The following is a 24,590-nucleotide window of genomic DNA, read 5'->3' on the forward strand; positions in this document are numbered from 1 at the left end:
CCGGAACGCGCGGCGCGCGCTCGCAGGAGCGGGTCGGCTCAGCCGTCGTCGGTCAGGTCGAGCAGGGGCAGGTCGGCCGCCGTCACGAGGCGCGACGCCACGGCGTACTCGACGAGGCGCGCGCGGCGGTTCGTCGCGAGCGCGCCGGGCCCGCCGCGCAGGCCCTTGACGCCGATCCGGTCGAGCTTGTCGCACACGTTGTCGAGCTTGCGGTTGAAGCGCGTCGTCGCCCAGCCGAGCCGGGCCGCCGCCGCGGCGGACGACGGGATCTCCGACAGGCCCGTGCCGTCGCGCCGCAGCATCGGCTCGGCGAGCGCCACGATGAGCTGCTTCTGGCTCGTCGTGAACGTGATCATGCCGATCGTCGTCGCGCCGCCCGCCTCCGGGTCCTCCGAGCGGATCTCCTGGTAGGGCGCGCCGCGCAGCTGCGCGGTGATCTCGTACGTCGTCGGCCCCGCGGTGAACACGATCGACGTCGTCGGGAAGACGATCGGCAGGCGGTTGCCCGGGGAGAGCCACGACTGGACGCCGCCGCCCGAGTCGCACACCGTCGCGGAGATGAGCGACCCGACGTTGGCGAGCCACCAGATGCCGCCCTCGTGCGCGATGCGCAGGAAGCGCCGGTGCAGGTACGGGTTGTCCTCGATCGCGAGGTCCCCGTCGCGCCCGATGTCGAACGGGTCGCCGTCGGTGGACGGGCGGAACCACTCGCCGCAGAACTCGACCGCCAGCTCGCTCATGCCGCCTCCCCCGTGACGCACATCCTCTGCGGCGTGGCCGAGACCTTGCCGTCCCGGTCGACGATGACCTCGATGCAGACCTGCTCGCCGGGCTTGGCCCGGAGCTCGACCGACGTCTTGTCGAAGTTCTCCTTGAACGGCGTCTCCTCGATCGGGTCGATCTTGCGCCACCAGAAGGAGTCGTCCTCGAGCGCCTTGTCCGAGTCGTAGGCCCACGTGAACGTCGCGACCTCGCGCGCCGGGTCGTAGGTGCCGACGAGGTCGTTCACCGGGGGCACGAGGTCGCCGAGGTTGTCCGACGGGACGAAGTCGTCGTCGGGCGAGGCCGAGCTCTCGCCGCCCGCGGTGGTCTCCGTGTCGTCCGGCGTCGCGTCGGGCCGCAGGAGGAAGAAGCCCCCGACGGCGACCGCGACGCCGACGACGCCCGCGACCGTCGCCCAGAGCGCGCCGCGGCCGGAGCGCTGCTCCTGCGGGGACGCGTCGTCGGGCGCCTGGTCCGGCCCGGCGGTCCGGTGCACGGTGTCCTCGACGGGCGGGGTCCCCCAGCCACCGGGACGCCGCGGGCCGGGGTACAGCCGCGAGGGGTCCGTGAGCTCCGCGACGGGCGCGCCGCCCTGCCCGACGGCGGTCGTCGGCACCGTGCCGGACGTCCCCGCCGAGGGCCCCTGGTCCCACGCGGCGGGCGCGTACGGCACCTGGGGGCGGTACGGCGCCGGCTGCCCGGGCGCGGTGCCCGGGGCGACGGTCTGCCCGGGCCACGCACCGGGCGGGGCGGTGTGCAGCGGCGTGGTCGGCTGCGTCGGGCGGCCGGGTGCCACGGGCCCCGCGGACGTCCCGGTCCCGGACGGGTCGATCGAGACGACCTGGCGCAGGCGCGTCCCGGCGTCGTCGTCCGGCTCCTCCTCCTGGACGTGGCCCGAGTCGTCGAGCAGGTCGATCGGCGTCACCGCGTACGACAGCTCGTTCTGGACCTGCTGGAGGGCGCGCGCGAACGCGAGGACCGTCGGGTAGCGCGACGCCGGGTTCTTCGCCATCGCCGTCGCGAGCACGCGCTCGAGCGAGGCCGGGACGTCGGTGCGGCCCGTGGGCGGCAGGGGCGAGCCCTCGATGCGCGAGATGAGGTTCGCGCTCGAGTTCGACCCGCCGGGCACCTCGAACGGCGTGCGCCCGGCGAGCAGCGTGTACGTCGTCGCGGCGAGCGCCCAGACGTCGGTCGCGATGCCGCTGCGCGGGGGCTCCGCGAACGACTCCGGCGGGGACCACGGGATGGACATGCCCTCGGCGCGCGCGGCGTCGTCGACCGTGGACGAGATGCCGAAGTCCGTGAGCGCGGGGTGCCCGTACTCGGTGACGAGGATGTTCGCGGGCTTGATGTCGCGGTGCAGGATCCCGGCGCGGTGCGCCGTCTCGACGGCACCGGCGATCTGGACGGCCGTGCGCAGCGCCTCCGCGACGGGGAGCCGCTCGGTGCGGTAGCGCGCGCCGAGGTTGGGCCGCGAGCAGTACTCCATCGCGAGGTACGGGCGGCCGTCGTCCGCGATGTCCGCCTCGTACATCGTGACGATCGACGGGTGGGTCGAGAGCGTCGCCATGAGGTCGGCCTCGGCGTCGAACGCCGCGCGCTGCGAGTGGCTCGACCACTCGTGCAGCAGCACCTTCACCGCGACGCGGCGGCGCGGGCGCTGCTGCTGGTACAGGAAGACGTCCGAGAACCCGCCCGAGCCGATGAGCGAGACGTACTCGAAGCCGCGGATCTCCGGTGGTGGGGACGGTGCGCGCTTGCTGCTCACCGGATCCCCTCGAACCGCAGGGTCACGCCGTCGCCCAGGTCGGCGACGTCGCCGTCGACGACCAGGACCGGCTCGGACGGGTGCAGGCGCCGCGGCGGCTGGCCGGCGCGCAGGAGCGTGGTCCCGTTCGTCGTCGCCATGTCGCTGACGAGCACGTGCCAGCCCTCGAGCGTGATCTCCAGGTGCGAGCGCGAGATGTCCTGCTGCGGGCTCGGCACCGTGACGAGACGCGGGAGCTCCGCGGCCTGCGTGCGCGGCGAGCGCGGGCGACGGCCCACGACGACCGGCCGGTCGAGATCGAGCGTCTGGCCCGTCGAGACCACGACCCGGCCCAGCGGCGGGCGCACGGCGAGCTCGGCGTCGCCGTCGAGCGGCGCGTCGCACACGGCGCACGTGTCGCGCGACGGCGGGTTCGCGTGCCCCTCGGGGCACGTGCGCGCGAGGATCTGTTGCTGCCCCGGTGCGGGCGGCGGGCTGAAGGACGGGACCGGGGGCGGCACGGGCGCGTCCTCGACCGCCGGCTCCTGGGCCGCCGCGCGCAGGTCCGCGATCGCCGACGACAGCACGGTGTGGCCGTCGTGGTCGAGCCCGGCGACGGGCGCGGGCTCGTCGTCGGGCGTGACGGTCGCCGCCCGGTGCGCGGCGGCGGGCGTGGCGCCCGTCCACTCGCGCGGGACGCCCGCGATGAGGCCGTCCGGTGCGGGCGGCGGGGTGGGCACGGGCGCCTCGTCCGTCGGCGGGACGGGGACGGCCGGGACGGGCGGCGCGGGCGGCACCGTGGCCGACGGCGCGGGCTCGTCGGCCTCGTCCGTCTCCTCGTCCTCCGCGGAGCGGACCGCGGCGTCCTCGACGGTCCGCAGGATGGTGGAGCCCCACAGGTGGGCGTAGTCGTCGTCCTCCTCCGGGGGCGCCTCGGAGACCGGCGCGGCCGGCTCCACGACGGGCGGCGGCTCGACGGCGTCGGGCTGCGGCGCGATCGTCTCCTCCGGGAGCCGGAGCGTCGCCCCGAGACCGCCGAGGACCGTCGTCGCCGACGGCACCGCGGGCGCCTCGGCGAGCGTCGCGGTCTCCGCGGCGGCGTGGCTCGCACCCGGACCGGGCTGCGAGGCCTGGTCCTCGCGGGCGCTCGCCTCCGGGGTGACGAGCCGGTCGTCGTCCGGCCCGGGGTCGGAGCCGAGGTCCTCGCCGCCCGCGATGGGCAGCTCGGGGCGCTCGGGGCGCTCGACGAGCGGCCACGCGACCGCGGACGCGAGCACCACGCCCGACTCGAGCGGCACGGAGAGCACGTCCCCGAGGAGCGGCCCGCCGGGCGGTGCGGGCTCGACGGGCACCACGCCCGCGTCGGCCCGGACGAGCAGCTCGACGACGTCGTCGAGGACCCGCTCCGACCAGGTGGTGACGCCCTCGCCCTCGACCTGGACGCGGTCGCCGCCGTCGAGCTCGAGCGTGACGGAGAGGCGGCCGCGCGCGGCCACGTGGACGCGACGGCCGGTGACGACCGCGACGACGAACGGCGGCACCGTGCGCAGGCTCGAGCCGAACGCGCCCGTGAGGACCTGGAGGACCTCGACGACGCCCGCGTCGGTGCCGAGCTGGTCCCACACCTGCTCGACGAGCGAGGGCTCCACCGGTGCGGGCAGCACGACGACCGCGCCGCCGCGCACCACGGTGCGTGCCGTTCCGGTGACGTAGCGCAGCGTCACGTCAGACCCCCGATCTGCAGACGAACATCCCTGGGCAGCGTGTCCTCGTCGACGACCGGACCCGGCGCCGCCACCTGGTCCCGCGGCGTCGTGCTCCCGCCGCTCGTGTCGTCGGACACGCCCGTCGCGTCGACGACGACGACTGTGATGTTATCCCGGCCACCGGCCGCGATGGCCTCGTGGACCAGCCGCTCGGCGGCGCCCTGCGGGTCCGGCGTGGCGAGCAGGACCTCGGCGATCCGCTCGTCGGACAGCTCGCCGGTGAGGCCGTCGGAGCAGACGAGCACGCGGTCGTGCCGCTCGATGGGCAGGTACCAGAAGTCGGCCTGCGGGGCGTTGCGCGAGCCGAGCGCGCGCGTGACGACGTGGCGCCGCGGGTGCGTGAGCGCCTCGGTCGGGGTGAGGAGACCGGCGTCGACCATCTCCTGCACCTCGGAGTGGTCGACGCTCACCTGCTCCAGGCGGCCGCCCGCCAGGTGGTAGGTGCGCGAGTCGCCGACGTTGACGACGAGCCAGTACGGGTTGCCGTCCTGCTCGGAGACGACGACGCCCGTGACGGTCGTGCCGGCGCCGCGCCCCGGCTCGGTGACGATCGCCTGCACGTTCTCCTGCGCGACCGCGATCCGGGTCCGCACCTCCTCGGGCGTGACGACCTCGAGGTCGGCGAGCGGGCGCAGGGCCTCGACGGCCGTCGCGCTCGCGACCTCCCCCGCCTCGTGCCCGCCCATGCCGTCGGCGACGAAGAAGACGGAGCGCGCGGCGAGGAAGCGGTCCTCGTTGAGGAGGCGGCGGGCGCCGCGGTGCGACGCCGCGCCCCAGGCCAGGTGCACCTCGGCGGGCTGGTCGGTGGTCACGAGACTCCCGGGTGGACGACGAGGCGACGGTCGCCCACGTGGATGGTCGCGCCGACGGGGACGCGCACGCGCGTCCCCGGCTCGGCGACGCGGGGCGGGGCTCCGGGCACCGACACGACGGTGCCGTTCGTCGAGCCGCGGTCGGTGAGCCACAGGCCGCTCGGGTCGACGCGCAGCTCGGCGTGCGTCTTGGAGACGGAGCGCGTCGGGTCGTCGAGGGCGACGAGGGTCCACGGGCCGTCGTCGGGCGCCTGGGGGTTGCGGCCCACGAGGGTCGGGCGGTCGACGGTGCGCCGCTCCCCCGACTCGAGCTCGAGGACGACGGCCACGTCGGGCGCGGGGTCCATCGCGCGCACGTCGCGCGCGGACATCCGGGTGCTGTCCCACTCGGGCTCGGCGGCCTCGGGGCCCGCCGCCGGGGTGGCGGACCGCGCAGCAGCCGGGGCGGGCGTCGGCACGGGCGTGGGCGCCGGCACCGCGGCCGGCGGGGGCGCGGCGGGCGGCGGGGCGGACGCTCCGCTCCCGACGCCGGGGACGCCCGTGATGAGACCGCCCTCGGTGGGCGCGGGCGTGGACGGGAAGGCCCACGGGTCCGGCACGGGCGCGGCCGACGGTGCCCCGGACGCCTCGCCCGGGCGGGCCGGCGAGGCGGGAGACGGCGGCGGCGCGAACGACGCGGCGGGGGTCGCGGCCGACGGTGCGGGCGGGCGCCCGGCGTCGGGCGCCGGGTACGACGCCGGGTGGCCGCCCGGGGCGGCGGGGTACGCGCCGGGGGCGGCCGGGGCGCCGTACGCCCCGGCGGGGCCGCCCGCCACGAGCGAGGCGACGCCGTCGTACCCCGAGGACGTGGGGGCGACGCCGCGCACGTCGAGCACGAGCGACCGGCCCGCCTTGTCGTGCCAGCCCTGCGACCGGCCGGTGGAGTCGAAGCGCGGGCTGAGCAGCACGACGAGGATCCCGCCCAGCGGCACGACGCCCACGATGATCCAGCGCAGCGCCGCGCGCCCGAACCCGACCGGCCCGCGCGTGCCCGCGTCCACCGTGCGGATGCCGGTCGCGAGGTTGCCGAGCGTCTTGCCCGTCGACCCCTCCCAGAACCAGACGCCGACCCACCACGCGAGCGCGAGCACCGCGGCCACGACGTAGACCACGAGGATCTTGCCGAGCAGCGCGGCGGCCTCGTCCTGGGTCACCGTCTGCACGCTGCCGAGCGGCGCACCCACGACCGCGAGACCCGCCACGAGGACGACGAGCGCGACGACGGCCGGCACGGCCGCGTCGACGAGGTACGCGAGGAACCGGCGGCCGGTCCCGGCGAAGGGCGCGGCGGCGAGGGACGACGGCGACGCCCCGGCCGAGACCGGGACGAAGGCCTTCTGCGTCGCCGCGTAGACCTCGGGCTCGGTCGTCGTGTCCGGCGCCGAGTGCGCGACGGCGGCGTACGGCAGGTCCGGCCCACCGCGGCCCGCGACGGCCTGGACGCCGCCGACCGGCCCGGCCGACGGCGCGGCGACGGGCCGGCCCGTCCGCGGGAACGGCTGACCGCACACCGCGCAGAACGCGGCCCCCGGGGACTGCGCGGACCCGCAGGCGGGGCACGTCACGTCGCTCATGACTCGTCTCCCTGTCGACTCGACGGCCCCGACGACGACCCTGCCGCCGGGGGCACGGCTCCACCCCGCGCACCGGCGCGGCGGCCGGGCAGCCACCGGCGCAGGCCCGCGGAACCGGCGCCCGCGCGCACGGACCGCAGCGAGAGCGCGGCGCGCACCCGCGCGCGACGGTTCACGGAGGAGCGTAGCCCTCCGACGACGGAGTCGACGTCCGCCCAGAACGCCTCGATCTCCTGCTCGGTCGGCTCCCCGGTGCCGAACACGGTCGCGTCGGCGCGGTGCGCGAGCGGGATGGTCGCCGTCGCGCCGTACGCCTGCGCGAGCACCCCCGCGCCCTCGCGGCGCGTCGAGCCGGCGGGGACGGGCGTCCCGAGGTCGGTCGCGGCGTCGAGCACCTCGCGCCAGCCACCGCTCACGCGGTCGACGGGCCGTTCCGCGGTGCGGCGCCGCGCCCGGCGCCGCGCCTTGTACGCGAGCACGAGCACGACGGGGAGCGCGAGCAGCGCGAGCGGCACGACCACGGCGACGCCGATGAGGACGGCCTGCCCCCAGTCGAACCCGTCGCTGTCGGCCTTCTCCTTCTCCTCGTCGTCGATCTTCCCGGCCTCGGCCTCGGCCGGCTCCTCCGGCGGCTCCGGGTCCTCGAGGATCGGGGGCTTGGGCACCTGGAGGCTCTTCGGCTCGGGCTGGATCTTGTTGTCCTCGTCCGGGATCGCCGTGATCGGCACCCAGCCGTGCCCGACGAACGGCACCTCGGCCCACGCGTGCACGTCGGTCCCGGTCGCCGTGTACGGCTCGCCCGGCTCGAGCGGGTTCTTGTCCAGGTCGGGGTAGAAGCCCATGACGACGCGCGCCGGGATGCCGGCCTGGTTGGCCATGAGGGCGAGCGCGACGGCGAACTGCTCGTCGTCGCCCACCATCTCCTCGTCGGCGAGCAGCGTGTCGACGCGCTCCGCCGAGTGGCCCGGTCGCGACAGCGGCTGCGTGTCCAGCCCGCTCGAGAAGATGCCGCTCGCGACGAGGCCGTCGCGCAGCGCGTAGAGCTGGTCGACGGGCTCGGTCTCCTCGCCCATGAACTGCGCGGCCTTGCCCGCGAGCGACGCGGGCAGCACGCCCTTCGGCGGCGTGGGGACCTGCACCGACTGGTCGATCGCCCCGGCGCGGAGGTCGTCCTCGGTGGGCTCGGCCGTGACGAGCGCGTCGAGCGTGTAGGTGTCGCCCGGGCGCAGCCCGGCGGTCGACAGCGCCGTGCCGGTCGTGCCGTTGTAGTACGTCGTGTCGGCGAGCTCGCGCGCCCGCTCGCCGGTGTAGGTGATGCCTGCGAGCTGGCCGACGTCCGGCACCCACACCCCGGTGTAGTCGCCGACCTGGACGTCGAGGCGCGTCGGCGTGCCGGGCGCGACCGTCGCGATCTCCTGGCCCGCGCGCGTGTAGACGCCCGAGCCGGGCAGCCCGCTCGAGACGTCGTAGACGACGCCGTTGTAGGTGTCGAGCGCGGCGAGGCGGACCTTCGCGCCCGGGGGCAGGCCCCGGACGGTGAACAGCTCGTCCTCGCGCATGTCCTTCGCGTACTTGCGGAACGCCGTGAGCGGGCTGACGTACTGGTGCAGGTCGAGCGGCGGGACGACCGTCTCGCGCAGGACGGTGCGCGGGTCGTCGGGCAGGAGCGCGGGGGCCGCGAACGCCGCCGCGACGCCCCCGACGACGAGCATCGCGGCGCCCGTGCGCACGCGGTGCCACCACAGGCGCCGCGTCGCGGCGCGACTCGCCTCCGTGGTGATCTGGTGCGCGCCGAGGCGCGCGGCGGTGACGCGCCACCCCGCCCAGAGCAGGCCGACCCCGCCGAGGACGAGGCCCTGCACGACCGGGTACGCCGCGATGACGGTCCCGAGCAGGATGACCGCGACGAACGCGACGGCCACCGGCACGAGCGCCCACGCGGCACGGCGCGCGCGCCACGCGATCGTGCCCGCGAGGAGACCCGTGACGAGCATGAGCAGGTACGGGACGACGGCGAGGTGCGGGAACGAGTGCAGCGGCGGGACCGTCGTGACGAACTCCTTCCAGCCCGCCACCGCCCCCCGCGCGAGGTCGGCGATCGTCGCGAGCGACGGGAGCACGCCGCCGATCGCGTCGGCGGGCAGGGCGAGCAGGCCGCCCAGGAGGAGGTACGCGAGGACCGCGACCGGGAGCACGGTGTACGCCGCCCAGCGCCGCCAGGCGCCGAGCCACGCGACCGCGAGACCGACGACGGCGCCCCCCGCCGCGGGGAGCAGGTAGCCCGAGGAGCCCCAGACGGGACCGAACCCGACGACCGTGGCGCCGAGGACGAGGACGAGCGCGAGCGCGTCGACGGCGCCGAGCACCGTGAGGGCGCGCGGGGTGTCGGCGCCCCGCAGCCGGGTCGTGTTCCGCTGCGACGTGCCGGACGAGGGCGCCGGCGTGCCGACCGACGTGGCGCGGCGCGAGCCGCGCGTCGTGGTGCTGGGAGCGCTCATCAGTCGTTCAGCCTCCGCAGGGCGAGGGGGAGCTCGCCGAGCTCGCCGATGGTGAGGACGACGAGCTCCGCGATCGCGTGCCGGCTGAGGGACGCGCCGGGCACGCACTGGATCGCCATGACGCGCACGTCCTGCGGCAGGCGCGCCGACGCCGCACGGAGCTCCGTCGGGGTGACCCGGCTCCCGACGATGAACGCCACGACGGACGCGTCGGTGATCGTCAGGCCCGCGACGCGCGCGACGTCGACGAGCGACGTGCGCTGCGACTGCGTCTCCACGCGCGCGAGGTCGTCGAGGAGGCGCGTGCGGTGGTCGCCGCGCAGGTTGCCGTCGTTGACGAGGACCGTGACGCCGCGGTCCTCCTTGATCGCCTGGAGCCCGAGGGACCCGCACGCGCTCACGGCGAGCTCGAACTCGTCGTCGTGCGCGTAGTCCTCGGCCCGCGTCGAGAGCAGCACCGCGAGGTGCGAGCGCCGCGTCTCCTCGAACTGGCGCACCATGAGCTGGCCCGTGCGGGCCGTCGTCTTCCAGTGGATGTGGCGGCGGTCGTCGCCGGGCACGTAGTCGCGCAGCGCGTGGAACGACACGTCGGAGTTCGAGATGTCGGTGGTCACGCGGCCCTCGAGGTCCTTGAGGAACCCGGTCGACGAGCCGGACAGGTTCTTGACCCGCGGGTGGACGAAGAGCTCCTCGGGCTCGGTCCACACGACCTCGCGCCGCAGGAGCCCGAGCGGGTCGGCCCGCACGGAGCGCACCGGGCCGACGGAGATGACCGACCGCCGGTGGGTCGGCACGGTGAAGATCTCCTCGTGGCTCCCCTGCGGGCGCAGGCGCGGCACGGGGAACGTCGCCATGCCCTGCCCCACGGGCAGCTCCATGACCGACGGGAGCAGCGGTCGGGCGGAGTCGTTGCGGACGTCGAGCCGGCCCACCGCGCGGTCCCCCACCGTCACGCGCTGCTGCGCGAGATCGAGCACGACGGCGTACCGGAAGCGCCCGAGGACGAACGCGACGGCCGCGAGCAGCGCGACCGTGAGCAGGACCGCCACGACGAGCAGCTCGAGCCACGACAGCGCGAGCCCCGCCCACCAGGCCGCGACCGTGACGACGAGCGCCGCCCAGCCGAACGGGCTGACGGCGGACGTCACGGGCCGGATCGTCCGCGCGGCGGGCGCGAGCGCACGCCCGACCGGCGCGGTGACCCGCGCGAGGGGTGCGGCCAGGGGGCGGAGCAGCCCGGCGAGGGCGGACCCCGCGCGGGGTGCGCCCGGGCGGCCGCCGCTGGCGGTGCGGCCGGAGCGGGCGCTGGGGCGCCCGCTCGTCGGGCCGGAAGTGGCGTTCATGGCATGGGCTCTCGGTCGGTGCGGGCCGTCGGTCCGCCGGCGGCGGGACGGCGTGCGGCCGGCGTGCGGGACGCCGGTCGCGTCAGGCGCTGCGGCGCTCCTGCGGCGCCGCGACGTCGGCGAGCAGGCGGCCGAGCACGGCCTCGTTCGTCGCGCCCGCGAACTCGGCCTCGGGGTCGAGCACGAGGCGGTGCGCCCACGTCGGCTGCGCCAGCTCCTTGACGTCGTCCGGCAGGACGTAGTTGCGCCCGTGCGCGGCGGCCCACACCTTCGCGCAGCGCACGAGGGCGAGCGCACCACGGACGGAGACGCCGACGCGCACCTCGGGCGCGTTGCGCGTCTCCTCGGCGAGCCGGGAGACGTACTCGAGCACCGCGCCGTCGACGTGCACGCGCGCGCCGAGCTCGGCCATCTCCGTGACGGCCTGCGTCGTGATGAGCGGCTGGAGCGTCTTGCTCCGGTCGCGGACGGACGCGCCCGAGAGGATCTCGACCGTCGAGGCGTGGTCCGGGTAGCCGATCGACGCCTTCATGAGGAAGCGGTCGAGCTGCGCCTCGGGCAGGCGGTACGTCCCGGCCTGCTCGATGGGGTTCTGCGTCGCGATGACCATGAACGGGCGGCCGACGTCGTGGCCGACGCCGTCGACCGTGACCCGGCCCTCCTCCATGACCTCGAGGAGCGCGGACTGCGTCTTGGGCGAGGCGCGGTTGATCTCGTCCGCGAGGACGATGGACGCGAAGATCGGGCCCTGGTGGAACTCGAACTTCCCCGTCTTCTGGTCGTAGATCGTCACGCCCGTGACGTCGGACGGCAGGAGGTCCGGGGTGAACTGGATGCGGTTGTTCGTGCCCTGGACGCTCGCGGCGAGGGCGCGCGCGAGCGAGGTCTTGCCGGTGCCGGGCGCGTCCTCGAGGAGGATGTGGCCCTCGGAGAGCATGCACGTCAGGGTCAGGCGCACCACGTGCGCCTTGCCCAGGACGGCCTGGCCCACGTTGCCGACGAGGCGGTCGAAGGTCTGAGCGAACCAGGTGGCCTGCTCGGGGGTCATGGTGGTCATTCGTCGCTTCCGTTCGCTGTGCTGTCCGAGGTGGGGCGCGGTCCGCGCTAGTACCACGTCATGGTGTTCGTGCTCCCGATGGTCGTCTCGATCCGCGCCGAGCCGCCCGGCTGGCCGTAGACGCACTGCTGGCCGCCGGAGTAGTTCCCGTTGCCGTCGGTCCGCAGGGCGCGGCCCTGGGCGTCGCGGCTGTAGTTGCCGGAGCCGATCTGCGACCCGCCGCCGTAGCACGTCACCCGGAACGCGGTGTTGGCGGGGCCGTCCTTGATGGTGAGGTAGAGCTCGGCGCACGACGAGTGGCTGCAGTACCCCGGCCAGTTGCCGTCAGGGAGCTTGTGGTTGCTCCCCTTGCTCACCGTGAGGACGGGCTCGGGCTTCTTGTCGGACGTCGCCGACCGGCACGTCTCCTTCGCGGCGCCCTCCGTCGGGATGACCCGGACGCAGATCTCGCGCGTCTCGGAGTAGCCGACCGAGAGGCTCCCGGAGCCTTCCTTCTGGGTGGACTGGACCGCGCCGCGCACCTGCACGGAGTACCCGCGCCCGTTGCCCGCGGTCGACCAGCTGTACGTGATCGAGCGGTCGCCGCCGTTCATCGACACGACCGGCGCCGGGATGGGCCCGTAGGGCGACTCCTCGTTCGCCGTCGCCGCAGCGCCCGGCTCGCGCGCGCCGTCGACACCCGCGACCGCGCGCACCTTGATCGAGTACGGCTTGCCGTTCGACAGCCCGCCGACGACCTTGTTCGCGCCGAGCGTCTGCCAGCCGCCGCCGGCGTCGTACTGGTAGGAGATCTCGTCGGCCAGCACGCCGTTGCCCGACGCGGCGCCGAACGACAGCTGGATCTGACCGTCCGTGCCGTTCGCGTCGGCGCTGAGGTTCGACACCGCGCCCGGCTTCGCGAACGCGCGCACCGGGTCCGACGCCGGCGAGAACTCGGCGTCGCCGAGCTTGTCCGTCGCCTTGTTGTGCGCGCGCACCCGGAACGCGTAGCCCGTCGTGTCCGCCGGGACGCCGACCGTCGCGGACGTCGCGCCGCCGGCGGCGGTCGCGGTCTGCACGACGCTCCCGCCCCGCAGCGCCTCGATCGTGTACCGCGTGATCGGTGCGCCGTTGCCGTCCGGGGCGACCCACGAGACCTGCATCTGCGACGTGTCGCCGATCGACGTGCGCTGCACCGCCGGCTTGGCGGGAGCCGCCGGCTTGCCCGCCGGCGTCTCGGCCGCCGAGTAGTCGCCCCAGTCCGAGGGGTCGGGGGCGAGGTTCACGGCCTGGGCGCGCACCTTGTACGCGACGCCGTTCTGCAGGCCGTCCCACGTCACCGACGTCCCGGTCAGGGCCGTCTTCTGCACGGCGCCGCCCGGCGGCGCGGGCGAGATCTCGAGGTTGACCGTCTCGATCGGCGAGCGGTCGGTGTAGGTCTTGTTGGTCCAGGTGACCGTGAGGGACTTGTCGCCGAACTCGAGGGTGGGTGCGGCGGGCGGGTCGGGCTTCTCGTCGGGTCGCGCGACGGCGGAGGCCGGGGAGGCGGGTCCGTCGCCGACGGCGTTGGTCGCGTAGACGGTGAAGGTGTACTCGACGTTGTTGGTCAGCCCGTCCAGGGTGCAGGTGGTGGTGCCGCAGGCCTTCTCGTAGCCGTTCTGGGAGCGCACGGTGTAGCCGGTGATGTCGGCGCCGTTGTTGTTCGGCGGGTCCCAGGTGAGCACGACGGTCTTTGAGCGGACCTCGACGACCTGCGGGGTCGAGGGCGCCTCGGGCTTGCCCAGCACCTTGAGCTGCACGCGGCCCTCGACCTCGCGGTCGGGGTCCTTCGTCGCGTCCTGGATCCGGTACCGGACGACCATGACCCCGACGAAGTCGTCGCGCGGGGTGACCGAGACCTGGTCGCCCGCGACGGAGGCGGTGCCCTGCCCCGTCTCCACCACGGCGTCGACGAGGGTCAGCGGCCGGTCGGGGAAGGGGTTGGAGTCGTTGGCCAGGACGGGCACGGTGGTGGCCTTGCCCTGGTGGGCGTCGTCGACGGTGTCGGGGTTGGCGCGCGCCAGGGGGCGGGTCGAGGCCACGACGGTCAGGGTCGCGGTGCCCTCGACCGGGGGGTGCTCGCCGTCGGTGACGGTGATCGGGACCTGCACGACCGAGCCCTTGGGCACGTCCGGGGTCGCCTGGGCGCGCAGCGTGGTGCCCTCGACGGACACGGTCACGCCCTGCGCCTGGCCGGTGGCCCGGAACGTCAGGGGGTCGCCGTCGGGGTCGGTCGCGAAGCGCGCGAGGTCGATCGATGCCTCCTCGCCCGCTGCGACGTCGAGCGTCGGGGTCGACAGCTCCGGCGGCAGGTTCTCCGGCGGGAGCACCTGGACGGGGATCGTCAGGACGTTCGTCCGGCCCTCCGGGTCGTCCGGGCCCGACCCGTCCGTCACCTCGAACGACACCGACGCCGGGCCGGTGTAGTCCGCGTCGGGCGTGTAGACGATCTCGGTCACGGACGGGACCTGCCGGTCCCCCTCGGTGACCTTGACCTTGTCCTCGGTGGTCAGGCGCGGGGAGCGGCCCTCCACGACGAGCACGTGCTGGGTGAGGTCGATCGGGAGCGACTCCCCCGCCAGCACCTCGAGCTGCGTGCCCGGCCGCAGCGTGGGCTTCTGGTCGGTGAGGCCGGGGACCTTGACGAAGGCCTTGGCGGTCAGGCCGTCGATGTCGGTCGCGGTGTAGGTGATGACCTGGCGGCCCTCGGTGAGGGTGACGGTGAGCTCGCCGTCGGGGGTGACGCTCGCGGTGCTCGCGTCGGTGGTGACGGTGAGCTCGCTCGCGGCGCCGTCGGGGTCCTCGTCGTTGTCCAGGACGGGGACGGTGACCTCGGTCTTGCCCAGGATGTCCTCCACGGGCACGGTGTCGTCGCGCGCCACCGGGGGCAGCAGGGGCGCGTTCGCCGAGACGTTCACGGTGACCGCGCCGGTCGCGCGGGCGCCGTAGGTGTCCTGGATCTGGTAGTAGAACGAGTACGAGCCGTCCTGGTCGGGCGAGGTCAGCACGATGCGGTCGGCCACGACCTCGGCGTCCAGGTCGTGGGTGTCCTCGATCCCGCCCGGGACCAGGCCGACCTGGTCGCCGTCGGGGTCGGTGTCGTTGGCCAGCGCCGCGACCGAGACCGTACGCCCCGGACGCACCGTCACCTCGTCGTCCACCGCGACCGGCGACTGGTTGCTCTCGCCCGGCCGCGCGATCCCCACCCGCACGGTTCCGGTCGCCGTCGCCCCGCGGGCGTCCAGGACCGTGTACGTGAAGGTGTCGAGGCCCGTCGCGTTCTTGGAGGCCGCGTACTCGAGGAAGCCCTCGACGACGCTCGCCGAGCCCTTCGCGGGCGGCGCCGCCACCCCCGTCACCTGGACGGAGTCGCCGTCGGGGTCGATGCCGTCCAGCGGGACCGCGATGCGCACGCTGGACCCGGACAGCACCCGGGCCTCGATCTCGCGCGGCTGCGGCGGGGCGTTGTCCTCACCGTCGCGGATCCGGATCGTGACCTGGGCCGAGTCCTCCTGCCCGTTGACGTCCCGCACCCGGTAGATCGCGTACGCCGTGCCCGCCTCCGAGCCCGCCTTGAACCGCAGCGTGTCCTCCGAGACGAACGCCTCGCCCAGCGCCGGGTCCACGTCCTGCTCCAGCTCGGGCTGCAGGAACAGCTCCAACCCGTCCGGGTGCGTGTCGTTCTTCAGCACCGGGACCGTCACCACGTCCCCCGCGTGCACCGTCACCTCGTCCGCGACCGCGTTCGGCGGCTGCAACCGCGTCGGCGCCGGCACCGGCACCACCCGCACCTCGCCCACGGCCGACTCCGTGCCGTTCGACACGGTGTAGGCGATGCTGACGGGGCCGTCGAGCCGTCGCAGCTCCGTGACGCGGAGCATCTGGTGCCCGAGGACGGCCACGGAGACGCCTGCGTCCGCCGGGACCGAGACCGACTGGACCACCAGGACGCCGCCCGCCGGGTCGGTGTCGTTGGCGAGCACGTCGACCAGGGTCGAGCCGCCGGTGGGCAGCAGGGCCGTGTCGGTGACGACGATCGGGGCGCCCTCGGCCTCGGACGGCGGCAGGACGTCCACCCGCACCAGGCCCGTGGTCGCGTTCGGGCCGTCGGTCACCTGGTACGTCAGGTCGTAGGAGCGCGGCTCCATCGAGAGGAACGTGAACGTCCCCGCGTCGTAGTTCGGCGTGATCTGCGCCGGGGCGGACTCCGAGACCGACGCCAGGCGCAGCTCGTCCCCGTTCGGGTCGGTGTCGTTGCGCAACGGCTCCACCGTCACCGGCTGCCCCGCCGGGACCACCACGTGGTCGCTCACCGCGACCGGCGGCTGCGGACCCGGCACCACGTCGACCAGCAGCTTGCCCTCGAACACGCCGCCCTGACCGTCCGCCACGGTGACCCCGACGATCTTGCGGCCCGTCGAGCCGCCGCCGTCACGCAGCTCGACCGTGCCGTCGGGGCGCGAGCGCACGTCGTCGCCCGCGACCGTCGCGGCCGCCGACGCGAGGTACAGGTCGTCGCCGTCCGGGTCCTTGAAGAAGGGCAGCACCTTGATCGTCGCGGCGCCGCCCTGGGCGACGCGCAGGACCGGGTCGCCGGTCTGCTCGGGGGGAGCGTTCTCGCCCCAGGGGGACACCTTGAGGGTGACGCCCGCCTCGGCGACGCCGCCGCGGCCGTCGGACACGGAGTACCGGAACGACCCCGTGCCCTCGGCGTCCTCGGGGACCACGGCCTGGAGCGCGGCGCCGCCCATGATGGTCTGCACGGTCGCGTTCGACGGCGAGTCCCCGACGAGCGACGCCGTCATCACGTCCCCGTCCGGGTCCACGTCGTTGCCCAGCACCGGCAGGATCGTCGTGCGCCCCGGACGCACCCCGAACGCGTCGTCCTTCGGCTGCGGCGGCCGGTTCGGCTGGGACCGGTCCGCGATGAACTGGTCCACCTGCTCGGGATTCGTCAGCTCCGCGTCGGCCTCCTCGCCCTCGGCCTCCTCCGGCATCTGGACGTCCCAGTCGTCGACCTTCTGGTACTCGTCCGCCGCCATCCACAACGTCCCCGCCGACAGGTCGTTGAGCACGATCACCTGCCGGTTCACCCGGTACTCCAGGCGGGTCTGGGGATCGAGCCCCTCGAGGCGCTCGTCGACGTCGCGGTCGGTGCCCTCGCAGTCGCGGATCACCTGGCCGGTCGAGGCCCACGCCCCGTACGTGCACGACCCGAGGCGCACCGGGGCGGCCGGGACGCCCTGGGCGGCGCGGCGCTGGGCGTCGCCGCCCTTCAGGGGCTGGGTCACGAGCGCGTCGGTCGTCGCGACGACGACGTCGCCCGACCCGGCGGACGGCTGCTGGAGCCGCGCCTGCTCCGCGCCCTCGACCGCGACGGTCCGGCCGCCGGGCAGCACGAGCTGCGAGGCGGAGCGGTCGAGGACGACGGGCTCGTCACCGACGGCCGTCACCTCGACCTCGGCGCCCTTCCCGACCGGGAGGGACGTCGACGCCGGGTCGCCGGAGACGGCGCCCTTGCTCGTGGTCTCGACCGTCCACAGGGCCCCGGTCGAGGGGATCGCGGCGAAGACCGTCCCGTCCTCGGACACCGTCAGCGCGCCGTCACCGCCGACCTCGGCCGTCGGGTCGAGCTCCTCGGCGTCGAACGAGGTGGCGCCGTCGAACGGCAGGACCCACAGCAGGCCCTCCTCACCGTCGAGGATCGCGGTCGTCGCGCCCCCGGAGGCGACCTGCGCCCCGGCCGGCAGCCGCACCTGGCCGTCGAGCTTGAGGTGGGCGACGTCCACGGGCGAGGCGGTCCCGGTGCCCGCGTCCTCGAGGAGCACGCGGCCCGCGTCCTGCTGCACGTCGAACGACGCGCTGCCCGCGTTGAGCGTGCCGTCCATCGCCTGGGACTCGTAGTTGAACCGCCCCACCAGGCCGGCCGACGTCTTCGTCACCCACACGCCCGAGTCGTTGAGGTCCACGTCCGCCGTGGCCTCGCCCTCGGTGAACAGCGCGAGTCCCACCAGCGCCGTGGAGAACACCGACACGGTGCTCACGGACGCGACGGTACGGCGGTGCTCACGCAGGCGCGCCAGGAAACCCACAAGTCCTCCGAGGTGCCGGATCGGGAGGCGACCGGTCCCCTTCGCCGGCCCCCTCGATCTCGCACTTGCCAGGCGGCCCCACCGATCGCGCAACCGAGGATAACGGGAGGGCGAGTGAGGTCCGACACCCGTCCCATGGGGAGAACTCCCCTCTCGGTGAGCGCGCCCCGGGCCCACCGGCGCGGACCACCGTCGGGTGTGCCGCTACCGGCAGGGCCGGACGGGTGTCCCGGGCAACCGGCCCGGGCACCGGGACGGCCCCGCGCCCACGGCACCCACGACCGGAAAGTTCACCCTCTCGGCGGGTCAGGCGGCGCGGTCCGCCAGGGCCTCCGCGAAGGAGCGCAGCGCGTCACTCACCGGCCCGGGGGGCAGCGTGTCGAGCTCGTCGACGGCGGAGCGGGCCCACCGGACGGCGAGCGCGCGCGTCTCGGCGAGCACCTCGTGCCGGCGCAGCGCCGCGACGGCCGCCGCGAGCGCGGCGTCGTCGGTCAGGTCGGAGTCGAGCAGCTCGACGAGCGCCGCATCGTCCTCCGTCGCGGTCCCCTGCGCGATGCGCGCGCGCAGCAGGAGGACCGGCATCGTGGGGACCTTCTCGCGCAGGTCGGTGCCCGGGGTCTTGCCCGACTCGTCGCCGGAGGACGCCAGGTCCAGGACGTCGTCGGCGAGCTGGAAGGCGACCCCCAGCCGCTCGCCGTACGCCGCGACCGTCTCGACGACGTCGGCCGGGCAGCCGGCGAACATCGCGCCGAGCCGTGCGGACGTCGACAGGAGCGACGCCGTCTTGTCCGCGAGGACCTCGAGGTAGTGCTCGACGGGGTCGTCGCCCTCGCCCGGCCCCGTGGTCTCGTGGAGCTGGCCGAGGCAGAGCCGCTCGAACGTCCGCGCCTGGATGAGCACGGCCTCCGGGCCGAGCGCCGCCACGGTCGACGCGGCACGCGCGAAGAGCAGGTCGCCGACCATGATCGCGACGGAGTTGCCCCACACCGCGTGCGCGGACGGCGCCCCGCGCCGCACGGGCGCGGAGTCCATGACGTCGTCGTGGTAGAGCGACGCGAGGTGCGTGAGCTCGACGACGACGGCTGCCTCCGCGACCTCGGGCCGCGTCCCGTCCCCGAGCTCGGCCGCGAGCAGCGTGAGCAGGGGGCGCAGGCGCTTGCCCCCGGCGTTCACGAGGTGCCGCGACGCCGAGTCCGCGAGCGGGTCGGCGTGCGCGACGGCGGCCCGGAGCCGGGTCTCGACCTCCGCCAGGCGCTCGGTGAGGGCGGCCGCGAGCTCGGGGTCCGAGATCGGGATCGCGGTGGTCGTCACGGGAGCGGTCCGCTCGCGCGGGCCGCGGGGCCCGGCGGGCGCGGAGGGGACGGGAGGCACGGAGGTCACGGGACGAACTTAACCGCCTCGGCCGCCAGATCGAGAACCGGGGAGGGGAACACACCGAGGAGGAGCACCCCGATCGCGCACACGGCGATCGCCACGGTCGTCGGTCCGGTCGACCGCACGACGGTCACCCCGGTGCCCTCGGAGGCCTCCGCGCCGCCGTCCGCGCCGTCGCCCACGCCGCCGGACGGCGCCGTGAAGAACATGAGCACGATGAGGCGGACGTAGAAGAACACCGCCACGGCCGAGGCGAGCACACCGACCACCGCGAGCACCCACGTGGAGCCGCCGCCCTGCCCGTCGGGGCCGGCGATCGCCGCGCCGAACGCGGTGAACTTCGCCACGAACCCGGCGGTCAGCGGGATGCCCGCCATGGAGAGCAGGAACAGCGAGAAGACGCCGGCGAGCCACGGGCTGCGGCGCCCCAGACCCGCCCACTGGGCGAGGTGGGTGGCCTCGCCGAGCACGGCGACGGGCTCCCGGGACGAGTCGTCCGTGACGTTGTCCGCCGCGTCCGAGCCGTCGGCTCCCCCGGCGCCCGCCCCGACGGTCGCGGGCACCCGCTCGCGGACGGGGGCCGTCTCACGGACGAGCGTGACGACCGCGAAGGCGCCGACCGTCGCGAGGCCGTAGACGAGGAGGTAGAACACCGTCGCCCGCAGCGAGAGCTGGGAGAACCCCAGGACGCCGACGAGGATGAAGCCCGCGTGGGCGATCGACGAGTACGCGAGGAGCCGCTTGACGTCGGTCTGGACGGCGCCGACGACGGTCCCGACGACCATGGTGAGCAGCGTGACGATCCACAGCGCGACGAACAGGTCCTCGCGCGTGGCCGGCGACGACTGCGCCAGACCGAGGCTCACGACGTACAGCACGCGCAGGAGCGCCCCGAACGCCGCGGCCTTGGTGCACGCCGCCATGAAGCCGGTGATCGGCGTCGGGGCCCCCTGGTAGACGTCGGGGGTCCACGAGTGGAACGGCGCGGCGCCGATCTTGAACAGCAGCCCCGCGAGGATGAGCAGGGCACCGACGACGACAAGGCCGGGCATGCTCGCGAGCGGGCCCTCGGGCGTCGCGAGCGACCGGTACACCTCGACGAGGTCCACCGAGCCGGCGAACCCGTAGACGAGGGCGACGCCGAACACGAACAGCGCGGACGCGAACGCGCCGAGCAGGAAGTACTTGAACGACGCCTCCTGCGACAGCAGACGGCGGCGCCGGGACATCGCGGACAGCACGTACAGCGGGAGCGAGAGCACCTCGAGCGCGACGAACATCACGAGGAGGTTGCCCGTGGCGGGGAAGATCATCATGCCGCCGACGGCGAACAGCACGAGCGGGTAGACCTCGGTCTGCTCCAGCCCCTTGCGCCGCGTGAGGTCCTCGTACGGCGAGCCGGGGACGGCGGCCGCGGACGGCGCGAACGCGTCCTGGCCGGTCGACGTCCGGTCGGCGATCACGAGGATCGCCAGGAACGCGAGCAGCACGACGATCCCCTGGATCGCGAGCCCGAAGGGGTCGATGACCATCGACCCGCCGAGCACCCGCACGCCGTAGGCGGCGCCGTCGGTGCCCTGGACGGCGGGGTCGCGCCACAGCACGACGACGAGCGCGAGCGCCGCGGCGGTCGCGAGCAGGGCCAGCACGACCTGCACCGTGCGCCGGACGCGCGCCGGGACGAACGCCTCGACGAGCACGCCGACGACGCCGGCACCGAGCACGACGAGGACCGGGGCGAGGTACAGCCAGTCGACCGTGGGGGCCACGAAGGAGTCGTTCACGACTCGCTCCCTTCGTCGGAGCTACGAGTGACGGACGTGCCCGGGCTCGAGGAGGCGACCTGCTCGGTCCCCGCGGCGAACGGGTCGGAGCGCGGCGGGTCCTCGACGCCCGCGACCGCGAGGTCGGAGAGCGTCACCTCGGCGGGCTCGCGCACGAGGTCGAGCGCGGGCACCGGGTAGAACCCGAGGACGAGGAGGGCGACCAGCAGCGGCGCGACGACCCACTTCTCGCGCGCGCCCAGGTCGGGGAGCCGGTCGAGCCCCTCGCGGGTTCCGCCCGTGAAGATCCGCTGGTAGGTCAGCAGCACGTAGAGCGCGGCGAGCACGACGCCGAGCACCGCGACGAGCGCGGCCCACGGGCTGCGCGCGAACGTCCCGACGAGGACCATGATCTCGCTGACGAACGTCGACAGGCCGGGCAGCGACAGCGCGGACAGGCCCGCCACGAGGAACGTGCCCGCGAGCACCGGGACGACCTTCTGCAGGCCGCCGTAGTCCGCGATGCGCTGCGAGCGCTCCGGGTGCCGCGCGACGAGGAAGCCCGCGATGAGGAACAGGGCCCCGGTCGAGATCCCGTGGTTGACCATGTAGAGCGACGAGCCGGACACGCTGAGCGACGTGAACGCGAAGATGCCGAGCACGATGAACCCGAAGTGCGACACCGACGTGTAGGCGATGAGGCGCATGAGGTCGCTCTGCCCGATCGCCATGAGCGCGCCGTACAGGATCGAGACCACGGCGAGCACGACGACGACGGGCGCCGCCCACCTGCTCGCGTTCGGGAACAGCGGCAGGCACAGCGTGAGCATCCCGAACGTGCCCACCTTGTCCAGGACGCCGACGAGCAGCGTGGACGTCCCGGCCGGCGCGTGCTGCGCGGCGTCGGGCAGCCAGGTGTGCACGGGGAAGAGCGGCGCCTTGATGGCGAACGCGAGGAAGAAGCCCAGGAACAGCAGCCGCTCGATCGTGACCGGCATCGGGTTCTCCGCGAAGTACCCGACGAGGTTCGTCGTGAGGAACGCGTCTTCGGGCCGCGCGCCCGTGGCCGGGTCGATCGGCACCTGGACGTAGAGCGCGATGACCGCCGCGAGCATGATGAGGCCGCCCGCGAGCGAGAACAGCAGGAACTTCACCGCGGCGTAGCGCCGCCGCGCCCCGACGCCGAACCCGCCGATCATGAAGTAGACCGGGATGAGCATGGCCTCGAACAGCACGTAGAAGAGGAACACGTCGCGCGCGACGAACACCGCGACCATGAACGCCTCGAGGAGCAGCACGAGCGCGAGGTAGTGGCGCAGGCGGCGGACGTCGCCGTCCTGCTCCTTCCACGCGGCGAGCACGACGAGCGGGACCAGCAGCACCGACAGCGCGACGAGCGCGAGCGCGACGCCGTCGGCGCCGACCGCGTAGCTCGCCCCGATCTGCGGGATCCAGCGGTACGTCTCGGCGAGCTGGTGGGTACCGGCCGCGGACGTGTCGAACGCGGTGAACGCGCCGACGAGCAGGCCGAGCTCGACGAGCGCCGCGCCGAGCGCGATGCCGCGCACGGCACGCAGCGCGCCCGCACCGACGCCGCGCGTGCGGGCCGCGGCCGTGAGCCACACCGCCGCGGCACCCACCAGGGGCCAGGCGATGAGCAGGGACAACCAGGGGACGGAGGTGGTCATGGGTGTCTCCCTCTCAGCTCGCGGAGCCGGTGGTCAGGGCGAGGACGACGGCGACGACGACCACGAGGCCGCCGAGCATCGTCGCGCCGTACGAGCGCACGTAGCCGTTCTGCCACCCGCGGAGCCACTCCCCCACCTTGCCGACGAGGCCGGCCAGGCCCATCCAGCCGCCGTCGACCATCTCCTTGTCGGCATAGACGAGCGAGCGCGTGAGGTACTGGCCGGGACGCATGAACACCGTCTCGTTGACGTCGTCCTGGTACAGGTCGCGGCGGGCCGCGCGCGTGAGCACGGAGCCGCGCGGGGCGCGGACCGGGACGCTCGACATCGCGTACTGGCGCCACGCGAGGGCGACGCCCGCGAGGACGAGCAGGAGCGTCAGGGCGATGAGCGACCAGACGGGCAGCACGGGCTCGTGGTGCTCGGCGTGCCCCGTGACGGGCTCGAGCCACGTGACGAAGCGCGAGCCCGCGGCGAGGATGCCGCCCAGGGCCACCGACCCGACGGCGAGGACGATCATCGGCCACGTCATGAGGCGCGGGGACTCGTGCGGGTGCTGGACGGGACCGTCCTGCGGGCCGAGGCCGTCCACGGAGCCGCTGCCGTCGTTCCAGCGGCGGCGACCGGAGAACGTCATGAAGAACAGGCGCGACATGTAGAACGCCGTGATCCCCGCGCCGAGCAGCGCCACGCCGCCGAAGACCCACGCCCGCCACGGCTCGCCGTCGACGGGGACGAACGCGGCCTCGATGATCTTGTCCTTGCTCCAGAAGCCGGAGAACGGCGGGATCCCGAGGATCGCGAGCCAGCCCATCATGAAGGTGATCCACGTGACCTTCATGTAGCGCGCGAGGCCGCCGAACCGGCGCATGTCGACCTGGTCGTCCATGCCGTGCATGACGGACCCCGCGCCGAGGAACATCCCGGCCTTGAAGAAGCCGTGCGTCACGAGGTGGAAGATCGCGAACGCGTAGCCGATCGGGCCGAGCCCGGCGGCGAGGATCATGTAGCCGATCTGCGACATGGTCGACGCGGCGAGCGCCTTCTTGATGTCGTCCTTCGCGCAGCCGACGATCGCCCCGAAGAGCAGCGTCACCGCACCCACGATCACCACGACGAGCTGCGCCGTCGGCGCGCCCTCGAAGATCGGCGCGGACCGCACGACGAGGTAGACGCCCGCCGTGACCATGGTCGCGGCGTGGATGAGGGCGGAGACCGGCGTCGGGCCGGCCATCGCGTCCCCGAGCCACGCCTGGAGCGGGAACTGCGCCGACTTGCCGCAGGCCGCGAGCAGGAGCGCGAGGCCCGTCGCCGTGAGCAGCGCGGTCGAGGCCTCCGGCACGCGGGCGAAGACCGTGCTGAAGTCGAGCGCGCCGAACGTCGCGAACATGAGCATCATCGCCACGATGAGGCCGATGTCTCCCACGCGGTTCATGACGAACGCCTTCTTCGCCGCGACCGCGTACGCCCGGTTGTGGTTCCAGAACCCGATGAGCAGGTACGACGCGAGACCCACGCCCTCCCAGCCGACGAACAGCAGGAGGAACGAGTCGGCGAGGACGAGGACGAGCATCGCCGCGATGAACAGGTTGAGGTACGCGAAGAACCGGCGCCGGTCGCGGTCGTGCGCCATGTAGGCGACCGCGTACACGTGGATGAGCGTCCCGACGAACGTCACGAGGAGCACGAACGTCAGGGACAGCGGGTCGATCCGCAGCCCGACGGCGAGGTCGAGCCCGCCGGACGCGATCCAGTCGAACAGGCGGTAGTCCACGACGCGCTCGTCGACCGGGAGGCCGAGCATCGACACGAAGAGGACCAGGCCCACGACGAACGCCGCGGCGGACATGAGCACGCCGAACCAGGCGCCCCAGCGGTCGCTGCGGCGGCCCGCGAGCAGCAGGACGGCCGCCCCGACGAGCGGGAGCAGCACGAGCAGCGGTGCGGCGAGGAACGCGCCCGGGACCGTCTCGGTCGCGGGCACGACGTCGGTCGCGGTCAGCAGTCCGCCCGCCGACGGCAGGGCGGGAAGGAGCATCGTCATCGGTGCCGGCCCC

General features: G+C 74.4%; 13 protein-coding genes. All 13 read right to left on the reverse strand.

What is annotated here, in order from left to right; all coding sequences use genetic code 11:
* Positions 1-38 precede the first annotated feature (38 nt).
* Complete coding sequence (locus tag B8281_RS17985) at positions 39-740, reverse strand: hypothetical protein (protein WP_043654136.1); 702 nt, start codon at positions 738-740, stop codon at positions 39-41.
* Positions 737-2,530 (reverse strand): serine/threonine-protein kinase, encoded by a 1,794-nt coding sequence (locus B8281_RS17990; RefSeq protein ID WP_085388422.1) that lies wholly within the window; start codon positions 2,528-2,530, stop codon positions 737-739. The genes B8281_RS17985 and B8281_RS17990 overlap by 4 nt, the downstream gene beginning before the upstream one ends.
* Positions 2,527-4,233, reverse strand: a complete 1,707-nt coding sequence (locus tag B8281_RS17995) for an FHA domain-containing protein (protein WP_085388423.1) — start codon at positions 4,231-4,233, stop codon at positions 2,527-2,529. The genes B8281_RS17990 and B8281_RS17995 overlap by 4 nt, the downstream gene beginning before the upstream one ends.
* Positions 4,230-5,087, reverse strand: a complete 858-nt coding sequence (locus B8281_RS18000; RefSeq protein WP_043660484.1) for a PP2C family serine/threonine-protein phosphatase — start codon at positions 5,085-5,087, stop codon at positions 4,230-4,232. Before B8281_RS18000 ends, B8281_RS17995 begins: the two co-directional genes overlap by 4 nt.
* A complete protein-coding gene (locus tag B8281_RS18005) occupies positions 5,084-6,700 on the reverse strand; it encodes an RDD family protein (protein ID WP_085388424.1) in 1,617 nt (538 codons plus the stop codon). The genes B8281_RS18000 and B8281_RS18005 overlap by 4 nt, the downstream gene beginning before the upstream one ends.
* The gene (locus B8281_RS18010; RefSeq protein WP_085388425.1) at positions 6,697-9,198 is read right to left on the reverse strand and encodes a transglutaminase family protein; all 2,502 of its coding nucleotides are present in this window, start codon (positions 9,196-9,198) and stop codon (positions 6,697-6,699) included. Before B8281_RS18010 ends, B8281_RS18005 begins: the two co-directional genes overlap by 4 nt.
* Positions 9,198-10,541, reverse strand: a complete 1,344-nt coding sequence (locus tag B8281_RS18015) for a DUF58 domain-containing protein (protein WP_085388426.1) — start codon at positions 10,539-10,541, stop codon at positions 9,198-9,200. The genes B8281_RS18010 and B8281_RS18015 overlap by 1 nt, the downstream gene beginning before the upstream one ends.
* Positions 10,542-10,623: 82 nt before the next feature.
* Positions 10,624-11,598, reverse strand: coding sequence for a MoxR family ATPase (locus B8281_RS18020; RefSeq protein ID WP_043659321.1), 975 nt, complete (start codon positions 11,596-11,598; stop codon positions 10,624-10,626).
* Positions 11,599-11,645: 47 nt separating this feature from the next.
* The gene (locus B8281_RS18025; protein WP_232322613.1) at positions 11,646-17,660 is read right to left on the reverse strand and encodes an Ig-like domain-containing protein; all 6,015 of its coding nucleotides are present in this window, start codon (positions 17,658-17,660) and stop codon (positions 11,646-11,648) included.
* A 354-nt stretch (positions 17,661-18,014) separates the two neighbouring features.
* A complete protein-coding gene (locus B8281_RS18030; protein WP_034652106.1) occupies positions 18,015-19,019 on the reverse strand; it encodes a polyprenyl synthetase family protein in 1,005 nt (334 codons plus the stop codon).
* 65 nt (positions 19,020-19,084) lie between these two features.
* Positions 19,085-20,866: an NADH-quinone oxidoreductase subunit NuoN gene (nuoN, locus tag B8281_RS18035; RefSeq protein ID WP_085388427.1), complete on the reverse strand. Its 1,782-nt coding sequence runs from the start codon at positions 20,864-20,866 to the stop codon at positions 19,085-19,087.
* Positions 20,863-22,533: an NADH-quinone oxidoreductase subunit M gene (locus tag B8281_RS18040; protein ID WP_085388428.1), complete on the reverse strand. Its 1,671-nt coding sequence runs from the start codon at positions 22,531-22,533 to the stop codon at positions 20,863-20,865. The genes nuoN and B8281_RS18040 overlap by 4 nt, the downstream gene beginning before the upstream one ends.
* Before the next feature lie 13 nt (positions 22,534-22,546).
* The gene (gene nuoL, locus B8281_RS18045; protein ID WP_081599924.1) at positions 22,547-24,577 is read right to left on the reverse strand and encodes an NADH-quinone oxidoreductase subunit L; all 2,031 of its coding nucleotides are present in this window, start codon (positions 24,575-24,577) and stop codon (positions 22,547-22,549) included.
* Between the last annotated feature and the right edge of the window lie 13 nt (positions 24,578-24,590).

It is taken from the genome of Cellulosimicrobium sp. TH-20, assembly GCF_002105775.1.
In the GTDB taxonomy this organism is placed as follows: Bacteria; Actinomycetota; Actinomycetes; order Actinomycetales; family Cellulomonadaceae; genus Cellulosimicrobium; species Cellulosimicrobium funkei.